This window comes from Photobacterium galatheae (assembly GCF_000695255.1).
Taxonomy (GTDB): Bacteria; Pseudomonadota; Gammaproteobacteria; order Enterobacterales; family Vibrionaceae; genus Photobacterium; species Photobacterium galatheae.
In genome coordinates, this window is the sequence record NZ_JMIB01000027.1 from 217,950 (window position 1) to 237,489 (window position 19,540).

Below are 19,540 nucleotides of genomic sequence, written 5' to 3' on the forward strand. Positions count from 1 at the left end.
AGGCGCAAGGTTTCAAAAATCGAGTATTGATGGTTAAGTCTTATTTACGGCAGCTGAGGCTTAGTACAATACGATCCGTCTTACTTCTCTTTTCTGGAAAATTGAATAATCGATCGCTAGAAAATGAAGCTCTCTGCCTCTATTTTTCTCACACTGAACAGAAACAGAAAGCGTTTCCAATGGATTGAGATTCAGCGTTCTGCCAGCAATGTGACATCGCTCCGATTCAAGTCCCGTTTTGTCGATGACGCTTGTAGAAACCTCAATAGGTACATCTTGAGTGTTCTTTATTTCAATCCTACCCACTCCTCCTGATGCTATCTGTAGAAACATCGGAGATACGGATAAGTGTGGCATCGCCTCTAATGAAGATAAAAAAAACAAACTGGATAACAAAGAAACTACTTTTATTTTCATGAAGCCTTTTTGTGTATTATACAAAAACAAATTAACAGAACTTAAACTTTTCAATGAAATCTGCCATAAATTGTCAATCAGCGCTCCTCGCTCCCTTAGATAGAAAGACTTATTCATCTTTCTCTTTTTCATTGATTTCTCTCTGACTTGTTCCTAATATCAAACTAAAAATGGTCAAGAAGATTATTTTATCTTTTGCATTTTCGGCATCGATTTTACTTCCTTTCGCACATGCCGATGAATACACTGAAGGTGTCATTCGTTATGTCTCAGGTACTCTTTATACTAAAGATATTAAAGTAAAGGCTGAATATCTGATTCACTCGATATCCAGAATATTTATAGAAAATTGGATCAATGATAAGGAAGCATTTCAGTCAATTTCTGATGATATCAATATTAGTCTCAGTTGCTACATATACGAGACACAAAAGGCTGGAGTGGATCGTGAATTGAATTTAGTCGATGAGATTCAAACCTTGATGACAGATTCACATCGAACGAAAAGTTTATATCATCAGTTCATGAAACTCGATATGCAGAGCAACCACATCATGAAAGAAAAGACGATTTGCTCCGCGTTAATATAAAGTCATAGGAGCTTTCTGAGTGAGTGCAGTCTCAATATGGGCTTGTATACAAAAGCCAGCATCAGAAGGCTCAGAGATGCAAAAAGAAGCAGCTGGTACTGATCGAAATACAGCCCCAGTAAACATAAAGTAACCAAAACAATGCTGACTACGATTCTTCTCACAAAAAGATCATTATGTGCAAGCAAGATCTTACAAAAATCATTATAAATCCCCACATTATGAGTCTCTCCCAGCGCATAAGGATAGAGCGAGTCTTCAAGTGTCTCACTGAGCGCATCAGCAAATGTGTCGCCATCTTGCAGCCTTTTTTTGACCACTTTGGTGATAAAAGGTGACTCACCCTCAATTTTGTCTAACAAAATCATCGGGGAATCCTCGGGATTTTCCTGGCGTATATGATTCAGGAGGATAACAAACTCAATTTGTTTAGAAATTGAGAAACCCCGTCTTATCTTAAAGCGATTAATCATCTAGTTTTTTACAATGATAGCCATTTTATAAACCACATAGTAGGTCATGAAGCGACTCAATAAATGTCTCTGCACATGAAAGATCTTGAAGTTCGTCAAGACCATATTCCTTTTTACAATTAAAACCACCAAGAATGACGCTAGTTTCTGTGAGAAAAATCAAGTCTTGGTTATGGATTTCTAACTCAATATACTCGATGAGCCGCCCGATCATCACAGCAGGATCAGACTCCAAATCCAATGAAGATACCGATATAGCGTCTTGCTCCCCAACCTCTAAACGAAACTCCAATCCCCAATTTTTTTCCACAAAGTTAGAAACAATAATTTTCTTCATACGAAACCTCTCCATTTCAGGTCTCGCATGATACACCAATCTCCATATTGCCACAATCGGCATATTACTACTCAATCCTTGCTCATCATCGAGGTCAAACTTTCTCAATATTTTTTTATGTGCTTTCTCTCATAATCTAGAAGTTTATTTAGATTGTATATAACCCCCCTCAGTTGCTTGAGCTCATTTTCTAGAACTAGCAACCGATCCTCTACGCTCATCTCATGGCTGACACGACCACCAAGCCATCCACCACTTACTGCGATAATGGCCAATAAAAAAGAACCACGGGTAATAATATATGCGACAACAAGTAATATTTTACTGATATCGTGATGCGCCGTCAGATCTCCGTATCCAATCGTGGTTACACTCACGAAAGTAAACCATAAGCTATCCCACAGCGTTTCTATTTCTGCCCCGGAAACATTTGACTCAAGGTAAAATATTGGCATCGAAAATAAAAATGAAATAATGTGCGCAGCCAAAACAACAAACGCCTGTTTCTTGATTTGATCTAAGTGTCTTTTATTTATCCTCATCTCAATTTTGATTTATTACTTATTTACTATTAAATAAGTAATAAAAAAATGAATCTTTATCTAACAACTGCTTGTGTTGTTTTCATCTCCATGATTTTCTCTTTAGCTGAGTCCAGCGTTGTGGGTTCGAATGAGTTCAGAGTTAAGAAGATGATGAAACAAAATTTTCCAGGGGCATCTGATCTACTAAAGGTAATTTCACAAAGAAACAAATACTTATCTTCAATCATCTTCATGAATACCATGGTGAATATTGGAGGTTCCATGCTCATCGGTACACTTGCTACACAAACTTTCGAAGATTTTTATTATACAGTATATATTTCAACAGTTACTGTAGTCATGCTATTTCTCTCTGAGATAAAACCAAAGGTTTTTGCAGCAAGTCGACCTGAAAAAGTTGGTCGATTTATAGCGAAGCCATTAATATTCATCACAAGTATGATTAGCCCAATCATTTATATCATTAACCTACTTGTGGGTAATAAGTCAGAGCCAGATAAATTAACCATTTGTGAGTTAGACTATATGCTTAAATCTGCCAATGATTTAGGTATCATCGATAACAAAGAAGCCAAATTTATTCAAAATTTATTCTCGATAAGAGATAGAAAAGCATCTGAACTCATTATTAAAGATTGTGAAATCACAGCAATCCCAATACATGAGTCACTCACATTTGCCAAGGAATTGGCTTTAAATAGTCATCTGAAGAGGTTTATCGCTGTAAATAAGCATCAGCAACCTGTCGGTGTTATTTTTAAAAGTGATATTCTTGCAAGCCTACTCAATGGCAACGATGAAAAAATTATCGCAGAGATTGTTCATCCCGTTTTGGTTTGTTCGGAAGAAAAATCTATGATGGAGCTACTCGAAAAGCTCTACAGAACGGATACGCACCTAGCAGTCGTTATAAATAATGACGGGGAGATGCTTGGTGTTGTGACCTTATCCAACATCCAAGAATCAATATTAAGCCACTAACAAAATTAAAAGGGAATTCGAATGGATTCCCCCTCATCAATCGTGTTTTCTTCTGCTTCCTTCGAAAACCCTAAGAATTCCTTAACCACTACGGCACCATAATAGTCTATCTTTATCCCCATTTCTTTCTCTACCCTATCCAGCCCCCACTGAACATCATAACCGTCAGAAAGTTTTAAATTCTCTATACTAAATACCACCTCATTTCCACTTTGATTTCTATTGAGGTATCTCAACAATATTTCTAATACACCGATACATACCGCTTCATCATTCATGAATTCGAACAAATCCTCTATGGTGTTGAATATTTTAGATTGGTATTCAAATATCCATATATCAGATGAATCAAATTCAACTTTTTTGATCAGTCGGTTTCTTATTTTCACAAACATGGAGACAACACCGAAAGGTTATTCGTTAATTTCAGAAAAACACTCACTATAGGTAAAGTGAACCAGTTTTATCCCAGCTTCACCATTCAGAGGAGGAAACAACTCAGCAAGCCAGGAATCAGCAGAATCGAAATAGCAAAGCACCCCCTCAAGGTTTAGGTCTTTTGAAGTAGACACCTGAAAGCAGGCTTTTGCTAAAACTTTTAAAAAACAATTAATTATTCCGTCATCAGACGTATTTAGAAGCATGTGACCGTCATCATAATTTTCTACATAAAGTCTCAGCCTATCTATTGAAACAACCGAGAAATCAATTTCAGCAGTCAATTCAATATCATTCCAGGAATGGTTAACCGTATATGTTTCTTTCGCTATCTTACTCATTGATACCTGACCTCTTCACAAAATAACTTCCTAATCAAGTTCAAGTACGAATTAATCTAGATTTTAGACTAACTTAATATTTTATAGCAAGCGATCACAGGCGAGTATCTAAAAAATATTCGGCGATGATTTTTGCATCAAACTCATCATCTCTCATTTTAAATATCACCAAATTAGCATACCGTTCATTCAGTCTATTCAATACCATCAAAATAATCTTGTTATTAAAAAATCAAGTAAGGTTCCTCCTGTGACACCACATCAAATACTGAAATATATATTTTTTGCAACACAAATCTAACAAATATTCAGTAAGCTGTTCTTTAATTTTAATTCAGTCATTTTATATATTGCATTCCAGGAAACAATTTTTGTTGTGTCACAGCTATCTATCCTAAAGAGTCAAAACACATGTATATACGACTCTCATTTCAAAGTTCTGGTGAATCACTATCCGACAGTGCATGTTTAACAACTGATTCTGTGATGACAAATGAGTCGATATTCTCTGAAGGTGAATCAAAAGAGAATTCTTTTAGAACTTTATTCATCGTGCCATCAAGCCCACGAGCGCCGACTTTCTGCTCAAATGCATGATGTGCTACCGCCTCAACAGCCTCGTCAGTGATGCTCAGATCGATATTATCAGCCAATGCCAAAAGTCGGTGACCTGCAAACATACTTCGCTTGGAATCCGTAATAATCTGCTTCATGACATCCATCGTCAAAGGTTCTAAATGAACAATGGTGCTGAATCTGCCAACAAACTCTGGCTTCATTCCATATTGAACAATATGTTTTGCGTTCACATGCTTCATTCCAGCATTTTCCTTCACACGCGTTTCTGGCGTCTCATCAGCGACAAAGCCAATTCTCTTCTTCGTACCACTCTCCTTATCAAGGATCTCATCAATCCCCTCAAAGGCACCACTCGCAATAAAAAGGATATTTGACGTGTTGATCGTTTGAGTCTTTGCTGCCTGTTGTTTTCGACCACCACTGACCGGGACGCGAACATCAGCCCCTTCACACAGTTTCAATAAAGCACTTTGTACACCATCGCCAGAAGGATCTCGATTTAGATTCGCGCTATCCCCTCGCTTCCTGAGTTTATCGATTTCATCAATGAAGATAATCCCTTTGCTTTCTGCCAAACCAATGTCACCATCACACTTCTGAATCAATTCTGCCAGCATATCTTCAACGCTATCACCAATATAGCCAGCTTCAGTCAGTGGGGTCGCATCCTGAATATGAATGGGAAGATCGGTTAAAGCAGCAATCGTTTCTGCAAGAAGCGTTTTTCCCGTCCCGGTTGGCCCAATGAGAAGGAGATTCGATTTTTTCGCCTGTGAACCAAATCCATGCTTATTTAAAATGATGCGCTTTTGATGTTGGTAAATCGCAACTGAGAGCATTTGCTTGGCATCATGTTGACCTATGACATATTCATCTAACAACGCAACCAATTCACGTGGTTTTCGCAGTTCTGAAACGTCTTCCATCACCATTTCCATCGCATCTTTATGCGTTCTGTCTTGTTCTTCTTTATTCGCTTGTCTGCTTTGAGCACTCAGGAACTCATAACCATCTAGGATACAGGGCTTACAGAGCATGATGTCATCGCTATACGCGACCTTGTCAAAACCTTCCCCATTTCCGCAAGCAGTACATCTGTTTTTAACCTCTTGACTAACCATCTCGTCCCCTTCGCTCAGCACTGATCTTCGATATACTTGTGGCATTATAATGATAGCGACGCTATCATCAACGCAAATTGCTGAATTATTTATGACTGCCATTCACTTTGATACATGAGGGGGGATATGTGGCTGTACGGTGTGTTCAATTTTTTTTAGATGTATCTGAAACAATCCCAGATCAAATCACAATCTCATCGAACGGAAAGGAAGAGACCCTAAAAGTCGATAAATTTTTAACAAGACACACAAGGACCAAAGATTTGGTCGCCGCACTGAGCAAAGCAGGACTTGATGTAAACCGAGATACAGATGAAAGAACGCTCTTAAAACTGGCAAGATACAAGGGATTGGATAACCACAAAATTAACACAAACGAAGTGTTCGTGGTCAAGCATATGACACCCAAGAAGTATTGAAATGCTCAATCAAGAAAAGCGAGAAGATTGACAAAAACCAACAGCCATCACTATAGTGCCACGAAATACAAGCAGACAAAAAATAAAAGAAAGCGATGAACGAAAACAGAAAAAAAGCACTCGATACAGCACTGGGACAAATCGAAAAGCAATTCGGCCAAGGTGCCATCATGCGTCTGGGCGACTCGACCTCAATGAATGTCAAGGCTATCCCAACAGGCTCACTCACGCTTGATGCGGCACTGGGCGTTGGTGGCCTTCCTGAAGGGCGTATTGTTGAGATCTTTGGCCCAGAGTCAAGCGGCAAAACAACCCTAACACTGAGCGTCATTGCTGAAGCGCAGAAATCAGGCAAAACATGCGCCTTTATTGATGCTGAGCATGCCTTAGATCCGGTCTATGCCAAAAAAATTGGCGTAAATATTGATGACATGCTCATATCTCAACCAGATACAGGTGAACAGGCTTTAGAAATGACAGATGCACTTGTTCGAAGTGGTGCTGTGGATGTCATCGTTGTCGATTCAGTGGCAGCGCTCACGCCTAAAGCTGAAATTGAAGGAGAAATGGGTGACGCCCATATGGGCCTTCAAGCCCGCATGCTGTCCCAAGCCATGCGTAAGCTGACTGGAAACATCAAATCAAACAATGTGCTTGTTATCTTCATCAACCAAATTCGGATGAAAATTGGGGTGATGTTCGGAAACCCTGAAACGACAACTGGCGGGAACGCCCTAAAGTTTTATTCATCAGTACGACTAGACATCCGAAGAACGGGGACAATCAAAAGTGGTGATACAATTGTTGGCAACGAAACTCGCGTCAAAGTGATGAAGAACAAAGTTGCACCGCCTTTCAGGGAAGCTAACTTTACGATTCGCTATGATGTCGGTATCGATATGGCTTCTGAGCTCATTGATATTGGTGTGAAAGAAAAAGTGATTGAAAAAGCAGGCGCCTGGTATAAATACAATGGCACCAGGTTGGCTCAAGGAAAAGAAAACACGCGATCATACTTGCTTGCCAACCCAAACCTTCTAGAAGAAGTGAAGAACAAGCTCAAAGGATTCAAGGTTAATCTCAATGATGCCATTCAAATAGGCGCTGAGTCTGAGCATTTCAGCGAAGACCGAAAAAAATAAAACTTCAATCACTATCCTCCCAACAATGAAGAGAAGTGAGCAGGCTTCTCTTTTTTATACAAAGTGGCAAATATAGATATGCTAATAGTGACATAAAAATGACGAATTTATGCATGAAGCCGGTTCTGGGGCATACTCATCAAGTCTAATATGATAACTTACAATAAAAACCAGATGAGCTTTCAATTTTTTATGCGATCTTCCATACATTAAAAACCTATCGTGTAACATTCCTCAAACGACATACCACTCATATTGAGTACCTTATTAAATAAACTTCTTTACATCTGATTGCATTGCAATATAATGCCCCTAGTTTCATAATTACAAATATATGGGTATACATAGAAATGCTCAATGCTCACTACACGATTGATATTAATGGCGAAAAGGCTAAGGTTCACATTTCCGGTTTAATTCCATGCGAAAACCTGACTGGAAACGCATCAGCATTACATCTGAGGACTATCCAGGATCTGTCGAAACCATGGATGACAGAACATTCTTCAGTTGCATCATTCAAAGTTGATACATTCGATATTGAAGATTGTCGTCGGCACACAGAATCATTCCCAGAAGTTGGTGCTCTCATTAAGTTGAGTTATTTTTGGTCAGGCTTGTCTGATGATTATGAAATGCTGTGTCAAACAATTCATAGTGGCTGTTCTGACGAACTCGTATTCAGTGGATATATCTGGGTAAAAGACATGTTTGACCGTGGTGAAGTGAACCAGGTCGTTTCGAATTGGGCCATCCTACAGACGGAGAAAATGACCCATTTAGCCAGCCATGTATCCAGTTTAAACGATGATGAATTTTTTATTGCTTCTCAAAACAACGCTATTCTAGAAAAAATTCGCAACTATTTTAATTGAACTGATTCGATGAGACTGCTTAATCTGACTCTATGTAGGCTGGCGACAGAATCTATCTCGGGCGCATCGCCAGCCTACACGAATTGCACTCAATACGCTTCAAAGACACCGAAAAGAACCGATTGATTCATCTTTATTCAGTGTGGTATTAAGATGCGGCACCCTAAATTTGGTGTATCAATGGCACCAAGCTAGATAAGGTTAGTGAATAAAATTGTCTGATTCAATCCCCTTGTCACGATTATACTGATCAACCACTTTATTGATCCATTGTCTTAAAAAATTAGTTGATGTCATCATGCTTACCCGACCCAACCTTTCTCCGGTTTCAATCAACTGGGTATCAGATGTTCCCATTGCATTGATAATTCCAACAAGCTCATTTTTTTCATTAAAAACACCACCACCACTCATACCAACCTGAATCGGCGAATTTAGTACACTGATAATACATTTTCTGTTATGCCACATGCTCTCTTTCATCTGGATATCCAGCTTGTATACACCCTCGCCATAAATGGTTTTCAAAGGATTCATAAACGATTTACCAAACGTTTTTACCTTTTGCTCAGGATAGATCACGCCCATTTTGTGTCGCTGCTTCCCAGTATTATCTTTTTCGATAATCGATATATCGCAATCCGGATGATGAGCAACGACCAACGAGTAGTCATAACTCGCAACATGTTTTGCCGTTAGGCTAAGATTTTTGGTAATAGGAACACTACTTCCAGAACTCCCAAGGAGCAAAGGTATACCAATTATCTGCGTATCAATATCTATCTCGGTACCATGATAATCCTGAAGAACACCGTTACTGCACCCCCCAATAAACAACACAGACAAGAGTATTGCTAATCTTAATCTCACAGTTTTTAATCTATTTGTAGTCTATTTTTTGATTAAAAAAAACACCTGTCTTTCAATTCTTATTACCCTAACTTATAGTTATAAAAAAGGATCAACCATGAATGCCATGAAAGGCTTTTTAAAGCCAACTTCATATTTTAGACATCTCGTGCAACAAGATGGAAAAGCTCAAGTCGATAATCTATTGAAAAAAGTGATTTTTATTGTCTCTTTCTTTTCTATACTTGCTTACCTTTCTGTGTCGAATTTCGGAGAAAAAATAGGGTTAGCCAATTCTGGTTTATATGCCACTAAAGCCGCAACGGATGCAGCATTATGGGCATTATGTACATTTTTCATACATGGCCTCATCGCGGCAGTCGTCGGTAAACTCTTTCGCGTCGATGAACGCGTTTCAGGGATCGTCACCTGCTTTTTCTGGTCTCACTTTTACGGCTGGATCACTGGCATATCGGCTTTTGTCATCAGCTATACCTCCGTTTATTTGCTGTCAGATGACGTCGAGCTTTCCTTATTGATTTCATTCGTTCCTTTTGTCCTGATCAAGATATGGTATTTAATCAAAGGCGCTGAAATCTCCATGCAAACAAGTAAGTTAGAAAGTACAGCGATTGTATTTCTTTCCTTGGTTTTAGTGATTACCCTGAAATGGTGTCTTAACGAAGCGACAAATCAGCTCTTTGAGAATAAACTCATTGAATCACACGAAATGAAACAGAAATCAGCCCTTGACCTATACTCACAGTAAGCATTGAATCGTTCACTGAGGCAATAGCCTCAGTGTTGACAATGGCTACATGCTCTAAACAGCTACGGATGATTAATGTTTTGATCATCCCCACCGATTTTCATTGCAGCCACCACCAATCTTTTACTGAAGAGAAAATAACTGGTGATGCTATAGATAACAAAACCAAACATACCAACAAAAACACCGATTCTCACCACATCCCGAAGCGTTTCTGTTCCACCAGTCGCAAAATGAATGAGGAAAATCACCGAGAAAACGACCAGATAAACTCCCCAAAACATAGCATATAACGTGAGTACGAATGGGTTGGTTGTGATTTCCTTTAACTTTATCTTTTTCATGACTTCCATATCCCCCAATTTTCACAATCGCTGGATTGTGTTATCCATTGAACAACAAGATGAAATTCAATGAAATCGTGCAAGCATCTATCTTACGTACTGTTTCAGGTGCACCACAAGTACGAATCCCACACGATGACGACAAAATAAGAAAAGTGTTCAGGATGCAAATCCAGCATGTCGTAATAGCTCAACCCCCAGGTCAAGTTCATGATTAGATTCACAAAAAAGCAACAACTTGAAGACTTTACATCCTTAAGAAATTCACGTCCTTATATTGCTTTTTGGTGATTCATCTCGTCAATCAAGTTATACTTTCTCAATCAGACATCAACCAGCACTTCGTATTATGCTCAATGTATATCACTCGAACAGCATGGCGCTATTGAAAACTCTTATCATACAACTGATTAAAAACGAGCCTTTAGAAAGTGTTTTCGAAGAAGAGCAAATTCTTGTCCAGAGTTCAGGGATCTCGCAATGGCTCAAAATGTCTATCGCTTCTGAGATAGGAATTACAGCCAATACCAAGTTCCCGCTCCCTGCCACATTTCTCTGGAACATGTTTCACTTAATCCTTCCTTCGCTCCCGAAGGAGAGCGCATTTTCCAAAGAGATGATGAAGTGGAAGATGATGAAAATCTTACCCTCTGTGATTGATTCACCTGAGTTTGAACCCATCAAAAACTACTTGGTGAATGACAAAAATGGAGTCAAAAACCACCAGCTCGCAGATAAGATTGCAGATCTTTATGACCAATATTCTGTCTTTCGCCCAGAATGGATTGCCGAGTGGGAAAGCGGAACATGGGATCACGATGTCATCGGTCACCATCGTTGGCAACCCATCCTCTGGAAACTTCTCGTTGAGTATACAAAAGCGCTGGGACAATCCGAATTTCATCGCGCAAACATGTACGAATCTTTCATTGAAAAGGTTTCTTCCGGAGACTTCGACAAGTCTGCGCTGCCGAAAAGATTGTTTGTCGTTGGCATTTCTTCTTTACCGCCCAGATTCCTTGATGCGCTACAAGCTCTTTCTCGCCATGCAGAGATCCACTTGATGTTCACCAATCCTTGCCGATTCTACTGGGGAGACATCAAAGACGAGAAGTACCTTGCTCAGTCTGAAGCAAAAAAGAGAAAGAAATTTATCATTGAACACGCAAAGGCAACTGATGCCGGCGAGTCTCATCAGCTCACATCAGGCATTAACCATGAACTTTTTGTGGGTGAGGATACAACGATAGGTGCCTCTGTTGGTCACCCCCTCCTTGCTTCAATGGGAAAAATGGGACGTGATTATTTATCACTTTTGTCTGAGAAAGAGGCCGATGAAATCGATGCATTTATTGATATAAAACGAGACTCGCTTCTGCATCATGTTCAGGCCGACATACTCAACTTAGATGACAAATCTCAGTCTGTTTCCTTCGACAGTAACGAAGGGAAGGGAATGATCTTCGGTAATGATCGCTCAATCACACTGCACGGCTGTTTTTCTCCACACAGAGAGGTTGAGATACTTCATGATTATCTGCTGAAAAAATTCAACGAAGATAGTAACTTAACACCACAAGATGTTGTTATCATGGTCACTGACATTGATCTTTACTCACCTCACATCAACGCAGTGTTTTCAGGTGTTCCCAAAGATCGGTATATCCCCTATTCAGTGTCTGACAGAACTGCATCATCACAAGCACCAGTCTTACAGGTATTTCTTGATCTTTTATCGATTGGCATCGGCAGACAAGAGACGTCAAAAGTCATGGAAATACTCGAAGTCCCTGCGGTGATGAGAAAGTTTGACATCGATCCCGATGACTTCAGTAAGCTTTCCATATGGATAGAGCAATCCGGGATTCGGTGGGGATTAGATGAAGAGACCGCGCGATCAAATAACTTACCAGCCCCGAAGCAAAATCATTGGCTTTTCGGACTCAATCGGATGATCTTAGGCTATGCCATCCCGCAAGAGAAAGGCGAATTCCAAGACATCCTTCCTTACAATGAGTGCCAGGGATCTGCTGCGGAGCTTGCCGGAAAGCTCGGTGTATTGATTGACGCACTCATTGCGCTCAGAAATGAACTCTCTCAACCACATACCATTCAAGGCTGGATTGATGTCATCAACAGCCTCCTCGATACCTTCTTTGATGTCACAAGAGAGGAAGAAGATGCAATTGCAAACATCAGAGCAACACTGTCGACGTTATATCATGTTGTGCAATCTGCCCAGTACACAGACGACATCGCAACAGAGATTATCATCAGACATTTCAACAGCATCTTTTCAAAAGATCGGCTTTCCCAACACCTCATGATAGGGAAAGTCACATTTTGCACCCTCATGTCTATGCGTTCGATACCGTTCAAGCTGGTTTGTCTGCTTGGCATGAATGATGCTCTCTACCCCAGAGCATGCCAGCCTGAAGGTTTTGACTTAATGGCAGCGAATCCCCGAATTGGAGATCGTTCCCGAAGACACGATGACCGATATCTATTCTTAGAAGCCATACTTGCAGCGCAAGAATCGCTATACATCAGCTATGTTGCCAAGAACATACAGGACAACACCGACAAAGCCCCATCCGTCTTGGTCAGTGAACTCCTTGAATACCTTCAAAAAAGCTACTGTTTTGAAGACAACTTTCAGGATGATGCCGAGCAAGCAGAAAGGGCTTTGGTTGATACAATATATTGTCAGCACCCCTTAAGTCCTTTCTCTCCGTCTGCTTTCCAAGGGGAATATCAAAGTTTCGCAGCTGAATGGGTTCCGGCATCCATGGCCTCGGTCGCCAAAAAAGAAAAAGCTGCTGATGTCTTTCTGAGCAAACCTTTGGAAAATATCCTTGTCAATGTATCTGGCCATGACGCTCAGATAAGATTAGACATCAGTGAACTCCTTCGATTCTGGAGCTTACCTGTAAAACACTTTTTTGCGCGCCGCTTGAACGTCAATTTTGATCTGCAACATCATTTTACCCGTGATGAAGAATCATTCGATCTGGATGCCAGAGAAGCGTTCCCGGTCAAAAGGCAATGGCTGGATGCACTTGTTAATCAAACAGATATTGAAAGTGGTGACGGAAAGGGTTGCCAAAGCTTTTTATTAAACGACATGTCATTGAACAACATCTCATTGAACGACATGGTGAAACAGTTTTCGTTAGCGGGGGTGTTACCGCATGGTGGATTTGGTTACAACTGCTTATCAGACATCCGAGAATCCATCGCGTCTGTCGCAAAACAAGTCAGGGGACTCACCGCTTCTGGTTTGCTGGAACAAAAAATAGATCTCTGTTTTGAACTTGATGGCCTCACGATTCATCTGGATGGCTGGGCAAGACGCCTCTTTGCGCATGGCTCAGTTTACTACCGTGCAGGCACGCTTCGACCTCAAGATATCCTCCAGGCCTGGATTCAGCATTTGGCCGTCGCGGCGAGTGGCATTCAAAAACCAACTTATATACTCTGTATCTCTGATCAAATCATGATAGAACCATTGGGTATTGCTGAAGCGAAAGAATATCTAAGAAACCTTGTTCATGGATATTACCAAGGGATGTGCAGCCCAATCCCTTTCCTGCCCAGGTGTTGCTATGCCGCACTGAAAGCCATTCAGGATAAAAAAACGGGTCTGTTTTGTGGCAGCTTTCAGGAAAATAAAGACAAAATCACATCTGCAATTGAACAGGCCTTTACTGGCGGGTACAACGCATTCAGTGGCGAAATTTCTAACCCTTATATATCAAGGGTATGGACTGAGGTAAACGATGACTTTGCAGAATCTGTATTCCACGCTGCACTCACTTATCTATACCCGGCGATGACCAGAATCAAAGCAATTGAGTGAGAGTTCATAACGTACAAAAGGGAACATTCCTTTTCTTTGTTCACATCAAATGACACTCAGGTTTCGTGATTCATAGCCCCGGGAAATCTTCATGAATCAAAATTTAGGTTGTCGGTGTCAAACGCGCCTACAACCGCCCTACAGGATGTCAAACAGGCGATGGTCAATACAGTGCGACCTGCTAACCTAAAAATCTCTCTCTGAAAATATGTCAATCAATTGCTTCTGCGATAATGGTTTTCTGCCTCTTTTACAAAAGTACGCGGGCGCTTCTATCAGAGCAGCTCGAATCAGATGCGCTAAGGCTCTGTTTTTACATCCATACAAATCCACCAGATTTAACCGACGCTTGCCTGGACAATGATCAACAGTGAGGCCGAAGCCACTATAAAAAGGCGTGCCGAAAGTGTGTACTTCTTTCCCCTCAAGCAACCCAAGTATCCCCAATTCAGAAGTAAGCACACAAACCAATCTTGCGGAAAACAGGGCTTGCAGCAAATAATGCTGACTTCTGTATTGATCGACCAGACTCATCAACAATTCTGATTCAAAACGGCCATTGTGATGTTGAGAGTCATCGACAAAAACAACCTGAGTACACTCAAGCTCCCGCTTGACCGACATCAGAAAACTGAAATGATGATGTCTTTGCCCGCCGAATCTCACCTGATCGCTTGTCTCATTTTCTCCAATCACTAAAGTAAACTCAGCCCCACTTTGAGGTGCCACCCTGTTCTTTCTGAACAACGCTTGCAATGCGCTCAGAACCCCGAACGCTTCATCAATTTGTTCATTTGAGTATCGAACGCCCGCAATGTACTGAATCAGCTCACTTTCACCAGAACTCTCATAATGGCAATGTCCCCCTTGTTCCATCAAGAGCGAAGAGATACGGTTCGAAAGGCCAAGAACACTGAGTAAGTCCCCTAGAAAATGATCTGAAATCCGCCATATCGGGATATTAAACTCAAGCGCCAAATCATAAACCCAGGCAGGTTCACTGTGCCCCACAACACAAAATGAACATGCGCCTTCTGAGCTCACAATTTTCCGTTTTGCCAGAGAGGCTCCGAGATGACTTGGGTAGTAAACCCAATTGGATTCAGGGCAGATGCTTCGGGCTCTCAAAAAATTCGCCATGCCCAAACCGACGGCCAAAATGGTACAGCTTCCTTGTCTTGAGGCAACCTCCTGACACATTGCAAATTTCATCCTTATGCACATTCTCTTGCTCATCAGTACGCACTGACCTGATGATGTCATTATTACACCACACAAGCAACAGACCACTTGCCGATCCCGCACGCCATAAACGCCAGTATGAATGCCTTGGCAAGCAACACCCTAATTCGTTGTTTTTAATGTAAATTCATCGTGGCTTCTCTTTCCTCTGTTCAGCATTGTCGTTCTCAAATTGACTAATTTTTTGTACTTTTTATAAAAACCTAAATTTTATGAGTCAAATACCATCGTCATCTCCTCATCGCTTGTTTGAAAGAAAGAAGGATAACCACCCCGTCATCCTTATGATGTATTGGGGATTGATGACTTCTGTATTCACCCTGGGTCTCTCCGCAATTGCGTCCTCAGTCATCGCAAAGATAACCATCCGACATACGTCTGGTATCATTCATGAACACAGAAAAGGGCATCTGGAAAACATTGCCAAACGAGGGTTTATCGGTGGATTTCCACTCTTTATGATCGGCTGTTTAGGCTTAAACACCGCTTTGGCAGGACTGGTCTATTTTCCACTTGGCATATATTTCACACTCGGCGCCATCAGAGGCTACATCAGATACACCGATGGCCTTGATTCTATTCAAAATCATCAGTCACTGAGAAGGCTTGTTTAGGCAAACTTGTGTGGTAACATGTTGACAGTCTTCATTCATCACCACGCAAATTATGCCAGCACCTGAAAAACACCCCATTGAGGTTCTCAACCCGCTTTCCTTCCCGCTTTACGGAGCCAGACTCATTGAAGCTTCGGCGGGCACAGGAAAAACATTCACAATCTGCACCCTATACCTCAGGTTGTTACTGGGTCATGGCACCGAAGACTGTCGCCATCCCTACCCATTAACGGTTGATCAAATCCTGGTTGTCACTTTTACTGAAGCCGCAACAGAAGAGCTGCGCTTCAGAATTAGAACAAGAATCAAAGAGGCAAGATACGCATTTCTCAAAGGAGACTCGAATGATCCTCTCTTAAAAAGGCTCCTGGAAGATACGCAGAATCATCAACTGGCCGCGAACCTGCTCCTTCATGCGGAAAGGCAGATGGACGAATCGGCGATTTTTACGATTCATGGTTTTTGCCAAAGAATGCTTGTCAATAACGCATTTGAGTCAGGGTCACTCTTTGAGACCAGCTTCCTGACCGATGAAAGCAAACTCAGACAACAAGTCGTTTCGGATTACTGGAGAACTCGATTTTATCAGCTTCCTGAAGAAATCAGTGCAATCATACGCTCTGAATGGAAAACCCCGTCTGACTTGCTCCAAGACATCAACCCTTACCTTTCGGGTTCACCGGTGTACATCAAGGGCAATTCTATTGGTGAAGATATACAACAAGTTCATAAAGACAATTTAACCCGAATCTTCAGCATAAAATCAGCGTGGCTATCACACAGCGCCGACATCGTCGAGGCACTTGACCGCTCTGACATTAACAGAAGATCTTACACCAAAAAGTCTCTTCCGAACTGGATCAACCTCGTGACAGAGTGGGCTCACGCCGACACCAGAGATTATTTTATCCCGAGTCAATTGGAGAAGTTCAGAGCGACAGTCCTCCAAGAAAAATCAAAAGCAACCCCACCTCAGCACCCGCTCTTTGATAAAATCGAAACGTTTTATTCAAATCCTGTCAGTCTCACCGACGGGATCATGAAAGAAGCCATTGAGCGCTGTCGAGTCCTTTTGAAAGCAGCTAAAGAAAAAATATACGTTCTGGCTTTTGACGATCTTTTGACTCAACTCAACGATGCCCTTCAAGGGGATCAAAGTAAGCTTCTTGCGAAAAAAATCCGATCATTATATCCAGTAGCAATGATTGACGAGTTTCAAGACACAGACCCACTTCAGTACAACATTTTCAGCGCCATTTATAGAACCAAACTGTCTCAACAGACAGAGATAAAAGCGCATGGCATTTTCATGATCGGCGACCCCAAACAAGCCATCTATGCTTTTCGCGGCGCTGATATCTTCACCTACATTCAAGCCAAAAGAGAGGTCAAATCTCACTTTACGCTCAACACGAATTGGCGCTCAAGCCACAGAATGATTCATGCGGTCAACAGCCTTTTCATGCATTCTCCTGACCCATTTATTTTTAACCAAGATATCGTGTTCAGGCCCGCGCAATGTTCACCGAAATCAGACGCTCTCGGTTGGAAAATGAACGGTATTACTCAACCTGCCCTCACACTCTGGCTCAACCGAGAACATCCAAAACTCACGTCAAAGTCAGACTATATTGCTGAGATGTCAGACGCGACGGTTGAGCAGATCCACGTTCTTCTCTCTCATCCCGCAGCACACATCGTGCAAGGAGATGACTCAAGAAACGTTCAGGCCGGTGATATCGCCATCCTGGTCAGAACAAGTCATGAAGCGAGAATTGTCCGGCAAAAACTGTCGGACCAAAACATAGCCAGTGTCTATCTGTCGAACAGGGATAGTGTTTTTGCGACAAAAGAAGCCCACGACATCCTTAGAATCCTATCCGCAATAAATGAGCCATCCAATGACCGGCGACTGAAACCCGCGTTAGCAACGCACCTACTGGGTGAAAATGCGGAGTCATTCGTTGCGCTTGAACATCATGAGCACTTACTTGAGGAAGTGATGCTGGAGTTTTCTGAATATGCTCGGATTTGGGAGAAAAAAGGCATTCTGCCGGCACTACGTCAGATTTTTATGAACAGAAAAATCGCCGAACGACTCCTGACAAGCGTTGACGGAGAACGCAAAGTCGCCGATTTTCTTCATATCGCCGAGCTACTCCAAGCGGAAAGCCAGAAGACCACAACTCAACATGGCATGATCCGTTGGCTAACGGAAAAAATTGAAAAGCCAGATGGAAACGCTGAAGAACAGCAAGTCAGATTAGAATCTGAAAACGACCTCGTCAAAGTCATTACAATCCACAAATCCAAGGGACTTGAATATCCCTTTGTCTTCTTACCTTTTTTAGCAACATTTCGTGAATCCGAAACATCCCTTTACCATGATGAGGTCCAAAACCAGACGGTTTTAGACACGAAAAAGGGGCCATATGCTACCTCTAAAGCAGAAAAAGAAAGGTTGGCAGAAGATCTCAGACTGCTTTATGTCGCAGTCACCAGAGCCGTATATGGCTGCTTTATCGGCCTTGCACCAATCGCAAACGGAAGAAAGAAAAGTGGTGACTCCGCAATGCACAAAAGTGCTATCGGATGGATCCTTCAGCAAGGATGCACTTCTGATCCGAATGGATTACTCACATTTTCACAGAAGCTCGATGCTTCCTGCGAAGATATTTGTCTTCAGGAGCCACCCAGGCTTGGTCATCATGAAATCAGCCTTCATCAAGAAGTCGAGTCTCACACGGTGAGCGCCCAAAAGAACAATCGGCAGATCACAGAGAATTGGTACGTCACGAGCTTCTCCGCACTCTCAATGAACGCACTGACCCACAGACATGCCGAGCCGGAGTTTGCTTTTGAAGAAGGAGAGATCGAAACTGAAGAAGAAGTCATGAACATCTTCAATTTTCACAAGGGTGCAAAAGCAGGCACTTTCCTGCATAGCGTATTTGAACATGTCGATTACTCAGCGCCTTCTAGCGAAAAAAACAAAGATATTATTAAAGAACTGCTGTTTTTAGCAGGTTACGATGCGGAATGGGCACCTGTCATTCAAAAATTAGTCCATGATGTTCTATTCAAACCCATGGGGGACTCACTTTTTCAATTAAGCCAGGTGACAAAAACCAAGTTACTTTGTGAAATGGAATTTACATTTCCAATTAAAACACTCAATGCGCAAGCTTTGGCGAATGTGTGTAAAAAACACGATCCAGTTTCTGAAAATATGAATTTAAACTTCTTTGATGTCTCTGGCATGCTCAAAGGGTTTATTGACCTTATCTTTGAAGCTGACGGTAAATTTTATATTTTAGACTGGAAATCGAATCATTTGGGAGATGTTCAAAGCTGTTATACACAAAATGCGTTGATCGAAGCCATGCAGGATCATCGATATGACCTTCAGTATCAAATTTATTCACTCGCGCTTCACAAACATCTGAAAAGTAGAATGAAAGACTACGTTTACGAAAAACATTTTGGTGGTGTCCTGTATATTTTTTTACGAGGTATTAATCATGAAAATAATCATGGCATATTCTTCACTAAACCGACTGAGGCATTCTTAATCGATTTGGAAAACTTGTTTGAAAGGAAATAAA

Annotated in this window: 18 protein-coding genes; 8 read left to right on the forward strand and 10 right to left on the reverse strand. The window is 41.4% G+C overall.

Annotated features, from left to right (window positions below; genetic code table 11):
- Positions 1-60: 60 nt before the first annotated feature.
- Positions 61-534 (reverse strand): hypothetical protein, encoded by a 474-nt coding sequence (locus tag EA58_RS14090; RefSeq protein ID WP_152548062.1) that lies wholly within the window; start codon positions 532-534, stop codon positions 61-63.
- 53 nt (positions 535-587) lie between these two features.
- Between EA58_RS14090 and EA58_RS14095 the strand changes: the two genes are divergently transcribed.
- On the forward strand, positions 588-1,007 hold the full coding sequence (locus EA58_RS14095) for a hypothetical protein (RefSeq protein ID WP_036754026.1): 420 nt from the start codon (positions 588-590) through the stop codon (positions 1,005-1,007).
- A 2-nt stretch (positions 1,008-1,009) separates the two neighbouring features.
- Here the strand turns inward: EA58_RS14095 and EA58_RS14100 are convergent, their stop codons facing one another.
- The 3 genes from EA58_RS14100 to EA58_RS14110 form a co-directional block, all read right to left on the reverse strand.
- Positions 1,010-1,375 carry a hypothetical protein gene (locus tag EA58_RS14100; RefSeq protein WP_152548063.1) on the reverse strand — a complete coding sequence of 122 codons (366 nt, stop codon included), beginning with the start codon at positions 1,373-1,375 and terminating at the stop codon, positions 1,010-1,012.
- A 130-nt stretch (positions 1,376-1,505) separates the two neighbouring features.
- Positions 1,506-1,817, reverse strand: coding sequence for a hypothetical protein (locus tag EA58_RS14105; protein ID WP_152548064.1), 312 nt, complete (start codon positions 1,815-1,817; stop codon positions 1,506-1,508).
- A 104-nt stretch (positions 1,818-1,921) separates the two neighbouring features.
- A complete protein-coding gene (locus EA58_RS14110) occupies positions 1,922-2,359 on the reverse strand; it encodes a potassium channel family protein (RefSeq protein WP_036754034.1) in 438 nt (145 codons plus the stop codon).
- Positions 2,360-2,407: 48 nt separating this feature from the next.
- On the opposite strand from EA58_RS14110, the gene EA58_RS14120 reads away from it, so the two are divergent.
- On the forward strand, positions 2,408-3,343 hold the full coding sequence (locus EA58_RS14120; RefSeq protein ID WP_081819679.1) for a CNNM domain-containing protein: 936 nt from the start codon (positions 2,408-2,410) through the stop codon (positions 3,341-3,343).
- Between the two features lie 5 nt (positions 3,344-3,348).
- Here the strand turns inward: EA58_RS14120 and EA58_RS14125 are convergent, their stop codons facing one another.
- The 3 genes from EA58_RS14125 to clpX all read right to left on the reverse strand — a co-directional run bounded on the left by EA58_RS14125 (position 3,349) and on the right by clpX (position 5,822).
- Positions 3,349-3,738: a hypothetical protein gene (locus EA58_RS14125; protein ID WP_036754039.1), complete on the reverse strand. Its 390-nt coding sequence runs from the start codon at positions 3,736-3,738 to the stop codon at positions 3,349-3,351.
- Positions 3,739-3,756: 18 nt separating this feature from the next.
- Positions 3,757-4,122 (reverse strand): DUF2528 family protein, encoded by a 366-nt coding sequence (locus EA58_RS14130; protein WP_036754041.1) that lies wholly within the window; start codon positions 4,120-4,122, stop codon positions 3,757-3,759.
- Between the two features lie 431 nt (positions 4,123-4,553).
- Positions 4,554-5,822 carry an ATP-dependent Clp protease ATP-binding subunit ClpX gene (gene clpX, locus EA58_RS14135; protein ID WP_161781054.1) on the reverse strand — a complete coding sequence of 423 codons (1,269 nt, stop codon included), beginning with the start codon at positions 5,820-5,822 and terminating at the stop codon, positions 4,554-4,556.
- Positions 5,823-6,336: 514 nt separating this feature from the next.
- Between clpX and recA the strand changes: the two genes are divergently transcribed.
- The gene (gene recA / locus EA58_RS14145; RefSeq protein WP_036754047.1) at positions 6,337-7,383 is read left to right on the forward strand and encodes a recombinase RecA; all 1,047 of its coding nucleotides are present in this window, start codon (positions 6,337-6,339) and stop codon (positions 7,381-7,383) included.
- A gap of 350 nt (positions 7,384-7,733) precedes the next feature.
- Positions 7,734-8,258 (forward strand): hypothetical protein, encoded by a 525-nt coding sequence (locus EA58_RS14150; protein ID WP_036754050.1) that lies wholly within the window; start codon positions 7,734-7,736, stop codon positions 8,256-8,258.
- Between the two features lie 201 nt (positions 8,259-8,459).
- Here EA58_RS14150 and EA58_RS14155 read toward each other — a convergent pair whose 3' ends face one another.
- Positions 8,460-9,104: a trypsin-like peptidase domain-containing protein gene (locus EA58_RS14155; protein ID WP_161781055.1), complete on the reverse strand. Its 645-nt coding sequence runs from the start codon at positions 9,102-9,104 to the stop codon at positions 8,460-8,462.
- Between the two features lie 121 nt (positions 9,105-9,225).
- On the opposite strand from EA58_RS14155, the gene EA58_RS14160 reads away from it, so the two are divergent.
- Positions 9,226-9,876: a hypothetical protein gene (locus tag EA58_RS14160; protein WP_036754053.1), complete on the forward strand. Its 651-nt coding sequence runs from the start codon at positions 9,226-9,228 to the stop codon at positions 9,874-9,876.
- A 62-nt stretch (positions 9,877-9,938) separates the two neighbouring features.
- Here EA58_RS14160 and EA58_RS14165 read toward each other — a convergent pair whose 3' ends face one another.
- Entirely contained in the window at positions 9,939-10,220 is a 282-nt protein-coding gene (locus EA58_RS14165) for a hypothetical protein (RefSeq protein WP_152548066.1), read from the reverse strand.
- Between the two features lie 349 nt (positions 10,221-10,569).
- Between EA58_RS14165 and recC the strand changes: the two genes are divergently transcribed.
- Positions 10,570-14,079: an exodeoxyribonuclease V subunit gamma gene (gene recC / locus EA58_RS14170; protein ID WP_036754058.1), complete on the forward strand. Its 3,510-nt coding sequence runs from the start codon at positions 10,570-10,572 to the stop codon at positions 14,077-14,079.
- Positions 14,080-14,265: 186 nt separating this feature from the next.
- Here the strand turns inward: recC and EA58_RS14175 are convergent, their stop codons facing one another.
- The gene (locus EA58_RS14175) at positions 14,266-15,291 is read right to left on the reverse strand and encodes a capsular polysaccharide export protein, LipB/KpsS family (RefSeq protein WP_161781057.1); all 1,026 of its coding nucleotides are present in this window, start codon (positions 15,289-15,291) and stop codon (positions 14,266-14,268) included.
- 242 nt (positions 15,292-15,533) lie between these two features.
- Between EA58_RS14175 and EA58_RS14180 the strand changes: the two genes are divergently transcribed.
- Both EA58_RS14180 and recB read left to right on the forward strand, forming a co-directional pair.
- A complete protein-coding gene (locus tag EA58_RS14180) occupies positions 15,534-15,935 on the forward strand; it encodes a hypothetical protein (RefSeq protein ID WP_152548067.1) in 402 nt (133 codons plus the stop codon).
- 52 nt (positions 15,936-15,987) lie between these two features.
- The gene (gene recB, locus EA58_RS14185) at positions 15,988-19,539 is read left to right on the forward strand and encodes an exodeoxyribonuclease V subunit beta (RefSeq protein WP_036754067.1); all 3,552 of its coding nucleotides are present in this window, start codon (positions 15,988-15,990) and stop codon (positions 19,537-19,539) included.
- Position 19,540 lies beyond the last annotated feature (1 nt).

Bases quoted from the DNA above. Each gene is read 5' to 3' on its own strand.
- EA58_RS14090 (WP_152548062.1), bottom strand. From the start codon at position 534: ATGAATAAGTCTTTCTATCTAAGGGAGCGAGGAGCGCTGATTGACAAT.
- EA58_RS14095 (WP_036754026.1), top strand. From the start codon at position 588: ATGGTCAAGAAGATTATTTTATCTTTTGCATTTTCGGCATCGATTTTA.
- EA58_RS14100 (WP_152548063.1), bottom strand. From the start codon at position 1,375: ATGATTTTGTTAGACAAAATTGAGGGTGAGTCACCTTTTATCACCAAA.
- EA58_RS14105 (WP_152548064.1), bottom strand. From the start codon at position 1,817: ATGAAGAAAATTATTGTTTCTAACTTTGTGGAAAAAAATTGGGGATTG.
- EA58_RS14110 (WP_036754034.1), bottom strand. From the start codon at position 2,359: ATGAGGATAAATAAAAGACACTTAGATCAAATCAAGAAACAGGCGTTT.
- EA58_RS14120 (WP_081819679.1), top strand. From the start codon at position 2,408: ATGAATCTTTATCTAACAACTGCTTGTGTTGTTTTCATCTCCATGATT.
- EA58_RS14125 (WP_036754039.1), bottom strand. From the start codon at position 3,738: ATGTTTGTGAAAATAAGAAACCGACTGATCAAAAAAGTTGAATTTGAT.
- EA58_RS14130 (WP_036754041.1), bottom strand. From the start codon at position 4,122: ATGAGTAAGATAGCGAAAGAAACATATACGGTTAACCATTCCTGGAAT.
- clpX (WP_161781054.1), bottom strand. From the start codon at position 5,822: ATGGTTAGTCAAGAGGTTAAAAACAGATGTACTGCTTGCGGAAATGGG.
- recA (WP_036754047.1), top strand. From the start codon at position 6,337: ATGAACGAAAACAGAAAAAAAGCACTCGATACAGCACTGGGACAAATC.
- EA58_RS14150 (WP_036754050.1), top strand. From the start codon at position 7,734: ATGCTCAATGCTCACTACACGATTGATATTAATGGCGAAAAGGCTAAG.
- EA58_RS14160 (WP_036754053.1), top strand. From the start codon at position 9,226: ATGAATGCCATGAAAGGCTTTTTAAAGCCAACTTCATATTTTAGACAT.
- EA58_RS14165 (WP_152548066.1), bottom strand. From the start codon at position 10,220: ATGAAAAAGATAAAGTTAAAGGAAATCACAACCAACCCATTCGTACTC.
- recC (WP_036754058.1), top strand. From the start codon at position 10,570: ATGCTCAATGTATATCACTCGAACAGCATGGCGCTATTGAAAACTCTT.
- EA58_RS14175 (WP_161781057.1), bottom strand. From the start codon at position 15,291: ATGAAATTTGCAATGTGTCAGGAGGTTGCCTCAAGACAAGGAAGCTGT.
- EA58_RS14180 (WP_152548067.1), top strand. From the start codon at position 15,534: ATGAGTCAAATACCATCGTCATCTCCTCATCGCTTGTTTGAAAGAAAG.
- recB (WP_036754067.1), top strand. From the start codon at position 15,988: ATGCCAGCACCTGAAAAACACCCCATTGAGGTTCTCAACCCGCTTTCC.